This is a genomic window from Nocardia sp. NPDC051929, assembly GCF_044548645.1.
In the GTDB taxonomy this organism is placed as follows: domain Bacteria; phylum Actinomycetota; class Actinomycetes; order Mycobacteriales; family Mycobacteriaceae; genus Nocardia; species Nocardia sichangensis.
This window is the reverse complement of the sequence record NZ_JBIUCG010000032.1, coordinates 75,227-92,047: the sequence shown is the minus strand read 5'-3', so window position 1 is coordinate 92,047 and position 16,821 is coordinate 75,227. Positions and strand designations below refer to the sequence as shown.

General features: G+C 69.2%; 17 protein-coding genes. 3 read left to right on the top strand and 14 right to left on the bottom strand.

What is annotated here, in order from left to right:
* Positions 1-138: 138 nt before the first annotated feature.
* A complete protein-coding gene (gene asnB, locus ACIHAX_RS34505) occupies positions 139-2,082 on the bottom strand; it encodes an asparagine synthase (glutamine-hydrolyzing) (protein ID WP_397281796.1) in 1,944 nt (647 codons plus the stop codon).
* A gap of 337 nt (positions 2,083-2,419) precedes the next feature.
* Between asnB and ACIHAX_RS34500 the strand changes: the two genes are divergently transcribed.
* From ACIHAX_RS34500 to ACIHAX_RS34490, 3 genes are all read left to right on the top strand, one after another.
* Positions 2,420-3,538 carry a cytochrome c oxidase subunit II gene (locus ACIHAX_RS34500; protein WP_397281794.1) on the top strand — a complete coding sequence of 373 codons (1,119 nt, stop codon included), beginning with the start codon at positions 2,420-2,422 and terminating at the stop codon, positions 3,536-3,538.
* A 13-nt stretch (positions 3,539-3,551) separates the two neighbouring features.
* Positions 3,552-3,968, top strand: a complete 417-nt coding sequence (locus ACIHAX_RS34495) for a cytochrome c oxidase subunit 4 (RefSeq protein ID WP_355072918.1) — start codon at positions 3,552-3,554, stop codon at positions 3,966-3,968.
* Positions 3,969-4,092: 124 nt separating this feature from the next.
* Positions 4,093-4,749, top strand: a complete 657-nt coding sequence (locus tag ACIHAX_RS34490; RefSeq protein WP_355072920.1) for a TetR/AcrR family transcriptional regulator — start codon at positions 4,093-4,095, stop codon at positions 4,747-4,749.
* On the opposite strand, the gene ACIHAX_RS34485 is transcribed toward ACIHAX_RS34490, so the two are convergent.
* From ACIHAX_RS34485 to ACIHAX_RS34425, 13 genes are all read right to left on the bottom strand, one after another.
* Complete coding sequence (locus ACIHAX_RS34485; RefSeq protein WP_364427913.1) at positions 4,746-5,843, bottom strand: CSLREA domain-containing protein; 1,098 nt, start codon at positions 5,841-5,843, stop codon at positions 4,746-4,748. The two genes, ACIHAX_RS34490 and ACIHAX_RS34485, sit on opposite strands and share 4 nt — an antisense overlap.
* A 287-nt stretch (positions 5,844-6,130) precedes the next feature.
* Complete coding sequence (locus tag ACIHAX_RS34480) at positions 6,131-6,430, bottom strand: YciI family protein (protein WP_364427916.1); 300 nt, start codon at positions 6,428-6,430, stop codon at positions 6,131-6,133.
* Positions 6,431-6,529: 99 nt separating this feature from the next.
* Positions 6,530-7,807, bottom strand: a complete 1,278-nt coding sequence (locus ACIHAX_RS34475; protein WP_397281792.1) for an FAD-binding oxidoreductase — start codon at positions 7,805-7,807, stop codon at positions 6,530-6,532.
* Between the two features lie 52 nt (positions 7,808-7,859).
* Entirely contained in the window at positions 7,860-9,425 is a 1,566-nt protein-coding gene (locus tag ACIHAX_RS34470) for an alkaline phosphatase D family protein (RefSeq protein ID WP_397281790.1), read from the bottom strand.
* A 70-nt stretch (positions 9,426-9,495) separates the two neighbouring features.
* A complete protein-coding gene (locus ACIHAX_RS34465; RefSeq protein ID WP_364427923.1) occupies positions 9,496-10,260 on the bottom strand; it encodes a sporulation protein in 765 nt (254 codons plus the stop codon).
* 72 nt (positions 10,261-10,332) lie between these two features.
* Positions 10,333-11,004 (bottom strand): phosphoribosylanthranilate isomerase, encoded by a 672-nt coding sequence (locus tag ACIHAX_RS34460; protein WP_356965157.1) that lies wholly within the window; start codon positions 11,002-11,004, stop codon positions 10,333-10,335.
* A gap of 44 nt (positions 11,005-11,048) precedes the next feature.
* Positions 11,049-11,780, bottom strand: a complete 732-nt coding sequence (locus tag ACIHAX_RS34455) for a lysophospholipid acyltransferase family protein (RefSeq protein ID WP_379253056.1) — start codon at positions 11,778-11,780, stop codon at positions 11,049-11,051.
* A gap of 178 nt (positions 11,781-11,958) precedes the next feature.
* Positions 11,959-12,969, bottom strand: a complete 1,011-nt coding sequence (locus ACIHAX_RS34450; RefSeq protein WP_397281787.1) for an ROK family protein — start codon at positions 12,967-12,969, stop codon at positions 11,959-11,961.
* Positions 12,966-13,382, bottom strand: a complete 417-nt coding sequence (locus ACIHAX_RS34445) for a hypothetical protein (RefSeq protein WP_397281785.1) — start codon at positions 13,380-13,382, stop codon at positions 12,966-12,968. Before ACIHAX_RS34445 ends, ACIHAX_RS34450 begins: the two co-directional genes overlap by 4 nt.
* Positions 13,372-14,646, bottom strand: a complete 1,275-nt coding sequence (locus ACIHAX_RS34440; protein WP_397281802.1) for an ArsA family ATPase — start codon at positions 14,644-14,646, stop codon at positions 13,372-13,374. The genes ACIHAX_RS34445 and ACIHAX_RS34440 overlap by 11 nt, the downstream gene beginning before the upstream one ends.
* A gap of 23 nt (positions 14,647-14,669) precedes the next feature.
* The gene (locus ACIHAX_RS34435) at positions 14,670-15,104 is read right to left on the bottom strand and encodes an SRPBCC family protein (RefSeq protein WP_355072941.1); all 435 of its coding nucleotides are present in this window, start codon (positions 15,102-15,104) and stop codon (positions 14,670-14,672) included.
* Between the two features lie 37 nt (positions 15,105-15,141).
* The gene (locus ACIHAX_RS34430; RefSeq protein WP_355072943.1) at positions 15,142-15,525 is read right to left on the bottom strand and encodes a polyketide cyclase / dehydrase and lipid transport; all 384 of its coding nucleotides are present in this window, start codon (positions 15,523-15,525) and stop codon (positions 15,142-15,144) included.
* A gap of 29 nt (positions 15,526-15,554) precedes the next feature.
* Entirely contained in the window at positions 15,555-16,682 is a 1,128-nt protein-coding gene (locus ACIHAX_RS34425; protein WP_397281783.1) for a glycosyltransferase family 4 protein, read from the bottom strand.
* Positions 16,683-16,821 lie beyond the last annotated feature (139 nt).

Genomic DNA, 16,821 nt, shown 5'->3' with positions numbered 1-16,821 from the left:
CAACCGGGTGGCCCGCCCCGCCCCCCCCCCCCCCGCCGCCGCCCCCGCCCCGCGGGGCCCAACCCCCCCGGGGGGGGGGGGGGGGGGCCCCCGCCCCCCCCCCCCGGGGGGGGGCCCCGCCTTTCCCGCGTTTCGGGGTCAGAGCGAGACCGGGTAGACCGGCTCCTGGATCTCCGGCTTGATCCGGTCCTCGACGAAGATGCCGTGCCACACCATGAACACCAGCAGTGTCCACAGCCTGCGGCTGTGATCGGCGGTCCCGGCCCGGTGCGCGACCAGCATCTCGCTGATCGCGGCCTTGTTCAGCAGGTGCTCGGTCTGCGACTCCGCGATCTGCTGCTGCGCCCAGTCGTAGAGTTCCGTGCCGCGCAGCCAGTGCCGCAGCGGGACCGGGAAGCCGAGTTTGGCGCGGTGCAGCACGTGCGGCGGCACGATGCCCTCCAGCGCCTGACGCAGCGCGTACTTCGTGGTCTCCTTGGTGATCTTCTGGTCGAACGGCAATCCCTCGGCCGCCTTCAACACCTCGGAGTCCAGGAACGGCACGCGCAGTTCCAGCGAGTTGGCCATGGTCATCTTGTCGGCCTTGACCAGGATGTCGCCGCGCAACCAGGTGAACAGGTCCAGGTGCTGCATCCGGGCCACCGGATCCCAGCCGCGCGACTGCGCGTAGAGCGGCGCGGTGACGTCCTGGTGGGTCCATTCCGGCCGGAACTCGCGCAGCACGGCGCGCAGCTGGGCGTCGCTGAAGCTGCGCGCGTTGCCGTAGTAGCGCTCCTCCAGCGTGAGCGAGCCGCGGTGCAACAGGCTCTTGCCCCTCGTGCCGTCCGGAATCCGGTCCGACAGCTTGCCCGCCAGCCTGCGCAGGCCGCGGGGCAGCTTCTCGAACGGCTTCAACGACAGCGGCTCGCGGTAGATGGTGTACCCGCCGAACAGCTCGTCGGCGCCCTCACCCGAGAGCACCACCTTGACGTGCTTGCGGGCCTCCTTGGCGACGAAGTACAGCGGGACCAGCGCCGGGTCGGCCACCGGGTCGTCGAGGTACCAGACGATCTCCGGGATCGCCGCGGCGAACTCGGCGGGGGAGACCACCTTCACCACGTGCCGCGCGCCGATCGCTTCGGCGCTCTCGGCGGCCACGTCCACCTCCGAGTAGCCCTCGCGCTCGAACCCGGTGGTGAACGTGATCAGCTTCGGGTTGTGCCGCATGGCCAGCGCCGCGACCGCGGTGGAGTCGATGCCGCCGGACAGGAACGAGCCGACCGTCACGTCGGCGCGCATGTGCTTGGCGACGGAGTCCTCGAGCGCAGCGGCGATCTCCCGGTAGCGGGACGCCGCCGAGCCGGGGGTGAACGGGCGCACCGGGAACTTCGGGGTGAAGTACCGGGTGACGACCGGCGCCGCGCCGGGCCGCACGGTGGCGTAGCTGCCCGATTCCAGCCTGCGGACGTCCTTGTGCAGCGTCTCCGGCTCGGGCACGTACTGCAGCACCGTGTAGTGCTCCAGCGCGCGCGGGTCCAGCTCGTCGCTCAGCCGCAGCACGGGCAGCAGTTCGAGCAGGCTCTTCTTCTCACTGCCGAACGCGGTTCCGCCCGGCCCGGTGGCCAGGAACAGCGGTTTGATGCCGAACGGGTCGCGGGCCAGGAACAGCTCGTTGGTCTCGGTGTCCCAGATCGCGAAGGCGAACATGCCGCGCAGCCGCCGCACCGCCTCCGGACCCCAGTAGTGGAACGCCGCGACGATGGCCTCGCTGTCGCCCTCGGTCTGGAAGATCTTGCCGTCCGGGAACTCGGCGGCGTGCGCCTCGGCGAGTTCCGCGCGCAGCTCGAGATAGTTGTAGATCTCGCCGTTGAAGGTGAGCGCGTAGCGGTCGGGCCGCTCGGGCGGGCCCCAGCGCAGCGGCTGGTGCGAGTGCTCGATGTCGATGATCGACAGGCGGTTGAAGCCGAAGATCACATGGTCGTCGTGCCAGGTGCCGCGCTCGTCCGGGCCGCGGTGGCGCACGCAGTGCAAGGCCTCGTAGACCTGCTCCACCGTGCCAGGTGCCGCCTCGTCAGATGCCAGGAATCCGAGCAGTCCACACACGGCGTCGGCAACCTCATTTCTCACAGTCGGGATACGCGCGCACCGGATGGGGCGCAAGGGGACGAAATCTAGTGTCCGAGTATGCCGCACCTAGGGCGTCCGCGCGTCGCGCGCGTCACGTCAGGGCGGAATCGCTGGTGACGATGATCCCGGCGGGCCCGGTGAGGTGTCGAAGCCGACCCGACGACAAAGGGGGGGTGCGTTTGGTCTACGCTGCGTAGTACTCAGGTCTCTCTCAGGCGACCCGCGCGCGAATGCGCCGGCCCGGGGAGTGCCCTGATACGAGCTTAGGACGTATCGTCGGGGCCCATCGCAGCCCGGACGATGCACTGTCGGAATGTGTGGCGACCAGGAAGGCGTGAGCGTGGCGCACAAGGCGAGCGAAGAGATCGGGGCACGACCCGCCCGGGGTCGGCAGGGCCGTATCCTTCGGCGGGCCGGGCTGGCGGTGTCCTTGGGGATCACCGCGCTGCTCGTCTCGGGCTGCTCGATCGACACTGTTTGGCTGCGGTTCGGCTGGCCGTCCGGCATCACGCCGCAGGCCACCCGGATGCGGGAGTTGTGGACCTGGTCGGTCATCGCCGCGCTGGCGATGGGCGTGCTGGTCTGGGGTCTGACCTTCTGGACCATCGCGTTCCACCGCAAGAAGGCCGACTCTCCGGAGTTCCCGCGCCAGACCGGCTACAACGTGCCGCTGGAGCTGACCTACACGGCGATTCCGTTCGTCATCATCGCCGTGCTGTTCTACTTCACCGTGGTCGTGCAGAACTACGTGCACGAGAAGGTGGACAACCCCGACGTCACCGTCGACGTGACCGCCTTCCAGTGGAACTGGAAGTTCGGCTACCGCAACGTCGACTTCAAGGACGGCTACCGGTTCGACGGCATCGACACCGCGCGTGAGGCGCTGAACCAGGAGCAGCTCGAGGGGTACAAGGAACGGACCAAGGACGGTCACCCGCAGCCGGGCCCGGTACACGGCAAGCCGGAGAACGACATCCTCTCCTACCTGCACTACGACAAGGTCGAGACGATCGGCTCGAGCAACGAGATCCCGGTCCTGGTGCTGCCGACCGGCAAGGTCATCGAGTTCCAGCTCGCCGCCGCCGACGTGATCCACGCCTTCTGGGTGCCGGAGTTCCTGTTCAAGCGCGACGTGATGCCCAACCCGAAGGAAAACCACTCCGACAACGTCTTCCAGATCTCCAAGATCGAGAAGGAAGGCGCGTTCGTCGGCCGCTGCGCCGAGATGTGCGGCACCTTCCACTCGATGATGAACTTCGAGGTCCGCGCGGTCACGCCGGAGAAGTTCACCAAGTACCTGGACGCGCGCCAGGCGGGCAAGACCAACGCCGAGGCGCTCGCGTCCATCGGGGAGTCTCCGGTCGCCACGTCCACCGCGCCGTTCAACACCAGGCGCGACACCAAGAGCGCGGCCTCGGCCGAGAGCAAGTGAGGATTGATCTGACATGAAGATCGAAGCGCGGATTTTCGAACTGCTCACGGTGTTCTTCATCATCATCGCGGGCGTCTACGGCTTCTTCACCGGTCAGTCGCGTACGGGTGTCGAGTGGGCGGGCACCACGGCCATGGTGTTGACCGCGGGTCTGTCGCTGATCATCGGGACCTACTTCCGGTTCGTCGCCCGTCGTCTCGACCTGCGCCCGGAGGACTACGAGGACGCCGAGATCGTCGACGGTGCGGGCGACCTGGGCTTCTTCTCGCCCGGCAGCTTCTGGCCGATCACGCTGGCCGCCGCCGGTTCGGTGACCGCGCTCGGCCTGGCGTTCTTCCAGTTCTGGCTGATCGGCATCGGCGTCGTGTGCGTCCTGACCGCCGCCGCCGGGCTGGTGTTCGAGTACTACCTCGGTCCCGAGAAGCACTGAGCCGAAGATCTGCCGAAACGGCCCCACCGGAAAAATTCCGGTGGGGCCGTTTCGCGTGTGCGACGAGCTGCCGAAGCGGCGGAGTCCGGGTAGCTCCGGGCCCGCACCTGCTATGAAGGTGCGGGTGGGAGAGAAGTTGCTGGAACCGACCTTGAAGGCGTTACCACACGGACCGCACGGCCTCGCTCGCGACCTGGTGACGGGCTCGCAACGGCAGCGCCTGCTGTACGGGGTCACGGTCGTCGTCGCCGACCGGGGCTACCTCGATGCGACGATCGCGGATATCGCCGCTGCCGCGAAGGTTTCGCGTCGGACGTTCTATCAGCACTTTCCGGACAAGGAAGCCTGCTTCCTCGCGGCGGCCGAGACCGGCCGCGATCTGATGATCGATCATCTCCGGCAGGTGATGAGGCAGATCTCGTCCGAGCCGGTGACGCCACTCGAAGCGCTCCGCCGCGGCATCCGTGAGTACCTCACGCTGCTGCGCGACGAGCCTTCGTTCGCCCGCGCCTTCTACCTGGAAACCGCTGTGGCCGGGTCGCGCGCGATCGAGTCGTTCGAACGATGCCAGCAGTGGTTCGCGGGATTCATCCGATCGTGGCGTGCGGCAGCGGGCCCCGTCGACTCCACCGTTCCCGATTGCGCGTACCTGGCGGTCACCGACGCGACCAACGAGGCCATCCGCCGAACCCTCCGTGCCGGAGGAGACTTGCTCGAGCTCGAGGAAGCCGTCGTGTACATCCACCGCGCCTTGCTCGGGCCGCCGACGCCCGCCGACTAGGACAGAACTCTGTCGCCGGCCCCGGTGAGGTTGCAGGATGCGTCGTCGCTGGTGTTGCCACCTTCCGAGGCAATTCTCGCGAACACCTCGGCGCAGTTGACCACAGCTGTCCCGGACCTGTTGCCGAGAATCGTGGAGTCCCGCAGGAGGACGGTGCCGAGAGGGACGTCCACTAGGTCGGTCAACCGGCGTGGAAGGGTGTCGAGGTAGGCCGGCGCGACGTTGATGCCACTGCCGCCGTCGGATGCGGTGTTCCCGGTGATCGTCGCGCGATCGAAGGTCACCACGCCCCTTCCCCGAACGTCGACGCCGCCGCCGCGTCCGGCGAATCCGCCAGGGCGGTACCAGACTCCGGGGTCGACCACGTGGTTGTCCGCGATCGTGGTATCGGTGAAGGTGCAGGTGTTGTCGCACCGCACACCGCCCGCCTCGCCCGCGGAATTGCCGGAGATGACCGTATTCCTCGTCTTCAAGTCCGAGCCGGGCACGTTGAAGATGCCGCCGCCGTATCCGGCGCTGTTGCCCTGGACCACGACGTCGTCGAGAACGAGATCCGACGAATTCGCGATGCCGCCCCCGCCGGTGTCGTAGAACGGGATCTCGTGCTGGGCGGCGACTCCGCCGGTCACCGTCAATCCCGCCAACGTCACCGGCGCGGCGACACTGAGCACCCGGTCGATCCCGTCGGCGTCCAGCACTGTTCGATCGCGACCGGCGCCGCGCAGCGTCGTGGGGGCGGTCAGGTTCAGGTCGCCCGTGGTCGGATCAGGGTTGCGACCCTGTACTTTCCGCTGATCGGGGGCGATCGTCAACACGTATCGACCGGCGGGAACCACGATTGTGCTGCCTGGACGGGCATTGGCCGTCTGCACCGCGGCGCGCAGCGTGCAGGCGCCGGAGATCGTGCGGCATTGCCCGCTGCCTGGGTCGGCCGCTACGTCGTCCGTCGTGGAGTCCACCGTTATCACACCCGGCGCACCCGCGGTGGGTGATGCGTCGGCGTCGGCCGCTGCGGGAAAACCAGCCACGGTTCCCGCGACCAGGGCTGAGATGGCGAATGCGCTGATCGCCGCGGCAGATGTGCTCGTCCTCATGAGGTCTCTGATCCGATCACGAACATGGAGTAAGGTACGCTCGCGTATAAGTAGGGAACGTGAGCGTTTACCACTATGTCGCATCAGAACCCGCTACCGGTGGCGTTTTCCGGAATTCGGTCCGCGGTCGCTGATCGGCATCGTCGTCCGCATCCTGACAGCCGCGGCAGGATGGTGTTCGAGAACTACCTCGGGCCCGAGAAGCGCTCAGTCGGAGTTTCACCGAGTGTGAGTGGCGAATTCGGCGATGCGTGCTCGCGAATCAGACCCGCTGTGTCCGGCTCACCTCAGGCTCCGTTGCGGTCGGAGGCCGCGATCACCTCGGGCGCGCCGAGTAGTGGCGTGAACTCCACGACCTCGTGCGTCGCGACGCCGTGGAGCAGGTACGGATCGGTGGCGAGGATCGAGTCGAGCCGATCGCGCGGCATATCGGTGGTCAGGTAGACGCCGCCCACCAGTGGAACGCGGCGTCCCGCCAGCACGAGGCGCCGGTCGGTGATGAGCTGCTCCAGCCAGCGACCGTGAGCGGGGCGCAGGGGGTCCACTTCGGCGAGCGGAACGGTGTAGGTGACGGTCACGACGAACATGAACGCAACGCTAGCGCTGGCCCTGATCGGTGGTCACGGCGATTTCCGGCGGCACGCGCACCAGCGGCCCTCGACCGAGGGACGGTGCGGGCCGAACCGCTACTCGGCTTCGTACCGCAGCGAGTTCTCCGAACGGCAGATCTCCTCGATGCCGGAGACGATGTCGCGCAACTGTTCCGACGGGAGCGCGGCAGGGCGCAGGCGGCAGGTGAAGGTGATCAGGCCGTGGTCTTCGGCGGGCAGGCCGCGGGCGGCGGATTCGGCGCGCAGGTAGCGCGAGCGGACGCCGTAGGTCATCGCGGAGATGACCGTGAAGCAGCCGGTGCGTTCCCGGTGTCCCGAGAACAGATCGTGGAGGCGGTAGAACACCGACGTATAGCTCGACAGGGGCGCGAAAATGCCCACCCGGTAGGCGGGACCACGCTCGGACGAGCTGAGCGCCGTATCGGCCAGATACTCCGCATCGCGGAGGGTTTGCACCTTCGGCGCGAACAGCACCGCGCCCGCGGCCGCGTTGCGCACAGGCATGCCCGCCTTGCCGGGCGCGGCGGAGGCGATGGCGCCCAGCGATTTCCGCGCGCGCGACCCGACCTCGCGCCGGGCGCGCAGTCCCCTGGTGGGCGCGGTGGGGTACAGGCTCGACCACTGCCCGAAGCGCACGGTGCCCAGCTGTACGTGACCGGTGCCGACCGGGCGCGCCACCTTCAGCGGCGCGGTATCGACCCAGCGGCCGACCTGCAGTTCGGCGTTGCCGGGCCGCAAGATCTCCGCATAGGCGTGCTCGACGAAGGAGTCGAAGTCCAGGAACCGGTCGGCGTCGGTGGTCAGCCAGGTGCGTTCCTTGTCGATCTCGATCGCGTCCAGGGTGAGCGCGGTGATGATGCCAGCCCGGCCGCCCGCGCCCAGGATGCGGTGGAACCGCTCGGTGTGGTGGGTGCGCCCGCAGGTGCCGATGCGCCCGTCGGTGTCCACGTACTCCAGATCGACGATCTGGTCGATGAACAGGCCGTGTTTGTGCGAGGCCGCGCTGACGCCGCCGACCGAGGCGAAGCCGCCCGCGGTGATGTCGCGGTGATCGCCGACGACGGGCAGGCCGAGGCCGTGCGCGCCGAGCCTGCGGTCGATATCGGAGAGTTTGGCGCCCGCCTGCACCCGGACGGTGCGCCGGCCCAGGTTGATGTCCAGCACCTGATTCATCCGGCGCAGCGACACCACGGTCGGCTGAGCGGGCAGCGCGAGGCCCTCGTCGAGCAGCTCGCCGCCGCGCACCATCAGCCGTTCCGATCGCCCACGTGAATCCCGCACCGTGCGAACGACATCGGCGGTATCGCGGGGGAGGTATTCCTCGGCGTTGGAGACAATGTGCGGCGTGCTCATGGCAGAAGAGCTAACCACAGCGCGGCCCGCGCCGCTCCCCCGAAGCGGGGTGTCACCGCGACGCCGGCGCAAGGCTCTTGCTGAACAGGACGGATCCGGCGGCGTCGCACAGATCTACGGTCAGTTCCCTTGACCTTCCGTCGATGCGCACCTCGCCGAAATGCTGGAAGGCGTCCAGTGGCGAGCTGTTCTGCACCGGCGGAGCGTGCACGTAGATCGCCTCCGGACCGAACGTGCCGTCGAGCTGGTTCGGGCCGAACGCGCCCGCGTTGAGCGGACCGGAGACGAACTCCCAGAACTCGTCGAAGTCGGTGAAGGCCGCCCGCTCGGGCGAATAACGGTGCGCCGCCGTGTAGTGCACGTCGGCGGTGAGCCAGACGACGTTGGCCACCTTGTTCGCCTTGATCGACGACAGCACCTGGGCGATCTCGCGTTCCCGGCCCGACGGCGCGCCGGGATCGCCGTTGGCGGGTCCCTCGAAGGCGGTGGTGTTCTTCTGTTCGCCGTCCGGGACGACCAAGCCGAGCGGCAGGTCGTTGGCGATGATCTTCCAGGTGGCGGTGGACTCGCGTAGGCTGTCGACGAGCCACTTCGTCTGCGCCGGACCGAAGATGCGGCCGTCGGGGCCGTTGTTCGCGTTGTTGGCGTCCTTGTTCGCGCGCATGTCCAGCACGAAGACGTCGAGCAGCGGACCGTAGGAGATCTTGCGATACAGGCGGCCGTCCACCGCTTCCCTCGGCTCCAGCGGCATCCACTCGTGGAAGGCCTGCCAGGAACGGGTGGCCAGGGTGTCCATGGCCCGTTCGGTGTAGCCCTTGGACTCGCCGACCAGTCCGCCCGGGTACCAGTTGTTCACCGTCTCGTGGTCGTCCCACTGGACCACTTGGGCGACCGAACTGTTGAAGCGGCGGTAATTCTCGTCGGTCAGGTTGTAGGCGTAGTTGCCGCGGAACTGGTCGAGAGTCTGCGCGACAGCGCTTTTCGCCTCGCTCACCACATTGCGCCAGATCCGCCCGTCGGGCAGGGCGACCGATTCCCGCAGCGGTCCGTCGGCGTAGATCGAGTCGCCGGAGTGCAGGAACAGATGCGGGTCGCGGGCGGCCATGACGGCGAAGATCCTCATGCCGCCCAGCTCCGGGTTGATGCCGTAGCCCTGGCCCGCGACGTCGCCGGACCACTGGAGCCGGATGTCCGACGCGGCGGTGGGCGCGGTGCGGAAGACGCCGGTGACCGGTTCGGAGGTGGCGCCGTCCTCGCCGCGCAGCGTCACCCGGTAGTGCACCTGCGTTCCGGCGGGCAGGCCGTTGACCCGCACCCGGCCGGTGCCGCCGGAATCGGGTGTGAGCAGCGGTCCGGTGAAACGCTTGGGATCGGTGAACGATTCCGTGGCGGCGGTTTCCACCAGCAAGGTGGCGGGGCGATCGGCGCGGGCCCAGATCAGTGCGCCGTCCGCGCGCGGATCACCCACCGCGACACCGTGTGTGAGCACCGGCCGCCCGCGGACCAGCGCGGGGCCGTTGTCCGGCGAGCATGCCGCCAGTGCAGGGGCCGCCACCAGTCCGAGCGCGGAGGCGCGCAATACGGTGCGCCGGGATGGTCTCGAGTCCGAGCCGGTCATGAGGCAACCCTGACGCAACTACGTCAACGGCGCGTGAACGGGCCGGGTCCGTGTGGACAACAAGCAAGAGTCAGTGCGCCAGGCGCGCTATACGGTGGTGCAGTTCGCCCGCCCAGTCCACGCCGCCCAGGTGCTGGTAGTCCACCCACAGCGCGTCGAACACGTCGCGGCCCTCGGAGAGCCAACCGCCGCGCTTGTCCGCCTCCAGGACCACGCTCATGCCGGTCTCGGTCGGAACGAAAGTCACCTCGAGCTGGTTCAGGCCCGGGTAGTGCGGTGAGCCCGCGAACTCGATCTCCTGGTAGAACGGCAGCGTCTGGGGCGTGTCGTGCACCCGGCCGGATTCCACGTCCGCGCTACGCAAATGGAATCCCAAGCGCTCCACCGCTTCCAGCAGCACGTGCTGAGCGGGCAGGGCGCCGACGCCGATCGGGTCGGTGTCGGCGGCGTCCACCGCGCCGTGGATCTCCACGATCGTGCGCAGCGAGACCACCGTGCCGGGCAGGTGTCGTCCGTTGTAGAACGTGATCGGTGTTTCCATCGGCGCGCGGGCCGCGAACCGGAACTCCAGCGGCGCCCCCTCGGGCAGATGCAACGGTCCGTGCACTCCGGTACGTCCGAACGCGACGTCGCGCACGCCCTCGTGATCCTCGTACTCCTGCTCGGCCCTGGTCACGAACTCGACGGCCACCTGGGTGATCTCCTGCGCGACCGCACCGCCCCGCAAACGGATCATGCCCTCCACCGTGCCCCCGGGCTGCACACCCGGCGTGAACAACTCGGTCTCCACTTCGGCCCCACCGACCCCGGCCACCGCCAACAACTTCTTGAACATGCCCGTACTTTCGCCGCGCCGTCTTACCGAAGGCTTGTCATTACCTTGTCGCTGTGGACGACTCGGCCGAGTCTAGGGCAGCGCCGATCGAGCGGCGGCGACGAAGGCGTCGCAAGCAGCGGGATCCTTGTCGCCGCCGGGGTATTCGACGCCGCTGTTGACGTCGACGGCGTACGGGTGGACCTGTCCGACGGCCGCGGCGACCGTCGCGGGCGTGAGGCCGCCTGCCAGCACGACGGGACGGTCGAACTCGGCCATCGTGCCGACGATGGTGGCGCTGATCGACCAATCGTGTGCGCGTCCGGTGCCGCCCAGCCGGTCGGGAGTGCGCGAATCGAGCAGCACCGCATCGCAATACGGAGCCACGGCGCGGGCGGCGCCGACGGCTTCCGGACCGGTCACGTGTACGGCGGCGAGGACCGGCCGCCCGGCCGCGCGTTCGTGTACCCGGGCGACCACATCGGCGGAGACCAGCCCGTGGACCTGGATCGCGTCCACACCCACCCGGTCGGCCAGTGCGATGATCGCCGCCGGGTCCTCCAGATGTGTGACCAGCACGCGGGTGACGAACGGCGGGGTGGCCGCCGCCAGCGTGGCAGCGCGACGCCGGTCGAGCGCGTCTTCACTGACATGCGTTACGCCCGAGATGAATCCGACCGCGTCGGCGCCCGCGGCGACGGCGGCGCGCAGGTCGGCCTCCGATCGGATGCCACAGATCTTCGTCCGTACGGTCGACGGGCGCACGTCAGCCGGCTCGAGGGGACCCTGATCGTCCTGAGATGGAGTGATCAGCCTGCGGCGGTGTCCGGGATGCGGACGGGGACGGCGGCGGGGTGGCTGCCGCTGGGGACGCCCTTCTTCAGGCTGTGGGCGTAGACGTCGACGTACTCCTGGCCGGTGAGCTGCATGAGCTCGTACATGACCTCGTCGGTGACGGCGCGCTCGACGAAGCGGTTGCCGCCCATGCCGTCGTAGCGGGAGAAGTCGATGGGCTCGCCGAACTTGACTTTCACCTTCCTGCGGCGCCAGCGGAACGGTCCGGGCGGGCTCACCTCGTCGGTGCCGATGACGGCGACCGGGATGACGGGGACGCCGGTCTCCAGCGCCAGGCGGGCCAAGCCGGTCTTGCCCTTGTACAGGCGGCCGTCGGGGGAGCGGGTGCCCTCGGGGTAGAGGCCGACCAGACGGCCCTGGTCGAGCAGCTTGCGGGCGGCGTTGAGCGCGTCCTCGGCGGCGTCGGCGCCGCTGCGATCGATCGGGTACTGGCCCGAGGCGCTGAAGAAGAACTTCTGGAGCCGGCCCTTGATGCCCGGGGTGTTGAAGTACTCGGCCTTGGCGAGGTAGCTGATCCGCCGCGGGCTGAGCAACGGAGCGAACAGCCAGTCGGCGAAGGAGAGATGGTTACCCGCCATGATGGCCGGCCCGTCCGCCGGAATGTTCTCTACGCCTTCGACCGTAGGCCGGTTGTAGAGATGAATGAACGGTCCCAGCAGCACGAACTTCAGCAGCCAGTAGAACATGACGTCCTTCCCCCGGGACCGGGATAGTTGCGGGCACCTGCTTCAATTGCCGACTTTACCGCCGGTGCAAGATCACATCCAACCGCAGCGGCGAATCTCACCACACTTCGGCCCCGACGCCGAGCGATGACGACGACCGGCGTGTCGCGGCAGGCCACGAGGGGTCGTGGCGGCGTGGTCAACGACCGGTCCGCGCGACGCGCGCGGACTTACGCGCGCCCGAGGGCAGTGCCGCCCTCGCGAGGTCGGCCGCGCCGATCATGCCCGCGGCCTCACCCAGTTGGGTGGTTCGTATGCGGGCCAGCGGCCGGTGTCCCGCGCCCGTGATCGCGCGCGCGTACTCTTCGCGCGCCTCGTCCAGGAACAACGGCGCCGAACTGCTCACGCCGCCCGCGATGACCACCAGGTCCGGATCGAAGATGTCGCTGACGAACGCCAGCCCGAGCCCGAGCCAGCGCGCGAAGTCGGCCATCACCCGCACGGCGAGCGGGTCGCCGTCCTGCGCGGCGCCCGCGACCCGCCGTCCGGTCAGCGAGCCGGGATCGCGTGCCACATCCCTGGCCAGCACGGAGCGCAGGGTATCGCTGGCCAGCATCTCGATCGCGGTCTCCGCCAAAGCGGTTCCGCTGCAGTAGCGCTCCCAGCACCCGCGTTTGCCGCACGGACAGGGCCGCCCCTGCGGAACGACTTGCAGATGACCCAGTTCAGGTGCGACGCCGTGCGTGCCCCGATACAGCTGGCCGTCGATCAGCAGGGCGGCGCCGATGCCGGTGCCGATCGCGATGAGCACCACGTTGTGCCCGCCCGCGGCGGCGCCGAACCGATACTCGGCCCACATCGCCGCGTTGGCGTCGTGTTCCAGGATCACCGGCAGTTCCAGCCGTTCGGTGAGACGCTGGGCGACCGGGGCGTCCTGCCAGGGTAGATGCGGGGCGAACCGGACGGTGGAGCGATCGCCGTTGATGAACCCGGCGACCGCGAGGCCGACCGCGCCGATGGGATGTCTGCCGGACAGGTCGCGCACGGCCCGGTCCAGCGCGTCCTCCAGCGCTCGCGCGGAATGCGGCGTCGGCGCCTGGACCGTGTCCAGCACCTCGCCGCTGTCATCGATCACCGACGCCCGAATGTTGGTGCCGCCGACGTCTATTCCGACGGTCAGCGGTCGCGTACCGGCCATCTGGTGCGTCATACCTTGATCGTCACGGGAATGTCGACGTAACGGGGACCGTCGTCGTCCCCGGGCCGGTCATGGCGATGCGGCGCGCCGGTCTCCGGGTCGGCTTCGGTGGGCATGACGGGTTCGACCGGCACTCCGGCCAGCGCCTCGCGCAGCACGGTGACGATCGCGGTGCCGTGATCGGCGACCGCGGCCAGCACGTCGTGGTGCTCCCCGCGCACCAGCGCCGCGGCCGCGCACACCGGGCACCAGCTGCAGCTGGACCACTCGACCTGTCCGTCGGCCGCGCGCCGCAACACCGGCTCGACCCGTTCCAGCACCGCCTCGGCCAGCAGCTTCAGTTCCTCGGCGAATTCGGCTACACCGTCCGGCGCGGTGTGGCCGCCGACCTCCTCGCCCCTGGGCGAGTGCGGATCACCGGTCATGGTCGCGACTTTCGGACGCGTGCGCCCAGACCCGCGGATCGGGCCGGAAGCGGACCACCAGGTATCCGTCATCGAGTTCGGCGCCGTCGACCGTGCACCGCCGCAATACCGGCGCCAGGCGCACCCGGCGCCGGACACCGTCCGCTCCCACGATCAAATCGTCCTCCACTCGGCCAAGGCGCAGTGTGGCGGCGTCGACCACCGGCAGGTGCATGCGCAGCGCGTACACCGACTGCAATCCGGTGCCGGATTCCAGGAGAACCAGCGGTTCGCCGGAACTCGCGTCGACCTCCGTCTGATTGTCGCTCAGCATAAGCGCAGCGTCCCCGGTGTCGCCCGCCGAGTCCATCGCGTACGACAGCGCGGCCAGCGAGTTCAGCCCGATCGGCTCCGGGCCGGTGTGCCGCGCGATCACCACCGGTATACCCGGCATCGTGCTCCGCAACTCGGCGATTACATCGGATTGCTCGCCGCGCCGGTTCGAATACCACTGCACCGCCGGATGTTCGGCTCCGTCGGGCGGCGCGAGATCGGGCAGCACCTTGTTCACCACGACGGCGTTCAGCCGCAGGCCCAGCAGCGCCGCGGCGGAGCGCACCCGCTGCGACTCGGCCACCGCGACGCGCTCGGCGAGGGTGACCAGCCGCGCCCGCGTGCGCCGGTGGTCGGCGAGCAGATCGCGAACTTCAGTGACCGCCCGTACGATTCGTTCGACCGTGGCCGCGAGCACGGCGCGCCGCAGGTCGGTGCCGACGGCGCTCATCGCCCGTGCGTGCGGCGGCCATATCCGTTCCACGTAACCCAGCAGCGTGCCCGGCGCGGTGACGATGCGCAGCATGTCCGCCGAGGGCGGGCAGTCGACGACGATCAGATCCCAGTCGTCCTCGGCGGCGAACTGGGCGATCTCCACCAGCATCAGTAGTTCCTGCACGCCGGGCAATCCGGTCAGTTCCGCCGGGTCCAGCGCGGCGAGGTCGAAACCGTGCTCGTGCCCGCGGCCGGCCGAGATCACCCGCACCACGTCGCGGAACCGGTCCTCGAGCAGCGCGAGCGAATCGATCTCGATCACGTCCAGTCCGGGCAGCACGGTGGCGACGCCGGTGACGGTGCCCGGATCGTGCGGAAAACGGAAGCCGAGCGCGTCGCCGAGCGAATGCGCCTGATCCAGCGAGGCGATCAGCACGCGACGGCCCGACCTGGCCTCGGCCATGGCGGTGGCGCACGCGAGCGTGGTCTTGCCCACCCCACCCTTGCCGATGAACAGCTCGACCCGGGTCTTGTGCGCGGTCAGCCTTCGACCCGTTTCTTCAGTTCCTTCAGCGCGGTATCGGTGATCACTTTCTCGGCCTTGCGCTTGAACATGCCGATCATCGGGATGTTCAGGTCGACGGTGAGCGTGTAGACGACCTCGGTGCCGCCGGGCCGATCGATCAGCTCGTAGGTGCCGTTCTGCGCCTTCTGCAACTCGCCGCTGAGCAGCCGCCAGCTGACCGCCTTACGGTCGGCGCGCCACTCGTAGGACAGGACGTAGGTGTCCTTGACCACCCCGGCGTCCAACACGAACCGCGCGGTCTTGGCCAGACCGTCCGGCCCCACCTCCAGCACCTCCACCGACTTCGCCGCGGATACCCACTCGGGATAGGACTCCAGATCGGCGATGACGGACATCACCTGCTGCGACGGGGCCTCGATGACGATCGATCTCTGGGTCCGGTCGGCCATGCGGACAGCGGTTCCTTTCAGCGTCGGTGCTGGTAGATCAAGGCTGGGGCGCGGGACTGACACCGGCGGGGCGGCCCGCCTCCAGGCGGGACTTCACCTCGAACGACATGTTCTTGCCCGCGACCCGGCGCGCCCGGTTGGCGGCGGCGAGCTTGCCCGCGGGCAGCGCGGGCTCCGGCTCGGCGTGCAGGAAGTAGTGCAGGATCACCCCGTCGAGCGCGGGCTCCAGCCATACCTCCATGGTCCCCGTCAGGCCACCGGACACCGACCAGCGGATACCCTTCTCGGCTCGATCCTCACGGACATCCAGGGCCAGGTCGGGCCACCAACGGCGCCAATTGTTCGGTCCCGCCAGCAGCTCGGCCACGGCGGCCCCCGGTGCGGCGACGAAGGTCTGATCTGCGACCTGGATACTGCTCACTCCGCTGAGCGTAGTAGATGCGACGCGGATCACCGCAGCAGCTGTCGCAGGCGCGCGCCCAAGCTGTCCCAGCGCCACTGCTGCTCGACGAACGCGCGGCCAGCCGCGCCCATCCGCGCGGCGGCATCCCGGTCGGACAGAATGTCCACCAGGGCGTCGGCGATCTGCTGCACGGAACGCCCGTCCACCACGCGACCGGTCTTGCCCTCGATCACCGTCTCCGGCGCGCCGCCGGAGTTACCCGCCACCACCGGGACACCGGACGCCGACGCCTCCAGGTAGACGATGCCGAGCCCCTCCACATCCAGCCCCGCGCCCCTGGTCCGGCACGGCATCGCGAAGACGTCCGCCAGCGTGTGATGCGCGGCCAACTCACCGGACGGGACGCGGCCGGTGAACACCACGTCCTCGGTGACGCCCGCGGCGACCGCCAGGGCGCGCAGCTTGTCCTCGAAAGGGCCGCCGCCCGCGATCACCAGGACCGCGCCCGGCAAACGCTCGCGGATATCGCGCATCGCCAGGATCAGCGCGTCCTGCCCCTTGCGCGGCACCAGCCGGGACAGGCACAGAATGGTCGGCCGGTCGCCGAGGCCGTATCGTTCGCGCAGCTCGGCCCGCGCGGCCGGATCCGGGCGGAAGACCTCGGAGTCCACCCCGGGCGGCAGATACTCGAGCGCCGCGTTCGAGCCGAACGCGGACGCGAACCGGCGGCGGGTATAGCGGCTGACATAGGTGACCACATCGGTGTGCTCGCCGATGGCACGCAGCGCCTGCCTGGCCCCCGGCAGCATCGACCAGCCGACCTCGTGGCCGTGGGTACTGGCCAGAATCCGTTCGGCGCCCGCGCGACGCAGAGCGGGCGACAGCAGCGCCAGCGGCGCCGCGGCCCCGAACCACACCGTGTCGCACTGCTCGCTGCGCAACAGGCGCGCGGCTCTGCGCAGCACCAGCGGAGTCGGCAGCATCAGCGTGGTGGGATGGCGAATGACCTGGAACTTCTGCCGGGCATCGAACTTCAGATGGCTGTCGCCACGCCAGCGCGGAGCGTAGACCACCAGGTCGTCCGGCGGCAGCTCACCGGCCAACGCCTGCAGATACGACTGGATACCGCCCGGCCGCGGCGGGAAATCATTGGTAACCAGCAGAGTTCGAGCCATGCGCAACAAAATACTGTGTTTGTTTGGCCGCGACTTCGTCGCGGCGTGTTGGCGGGCCCGGTGTGGGGGGGGGGGGGGGGGGGGCCGCGGCCGGCGCGGCAGGGGGCGGCGGCGGGCCGCGCCCACGCCCCCCGGCGGC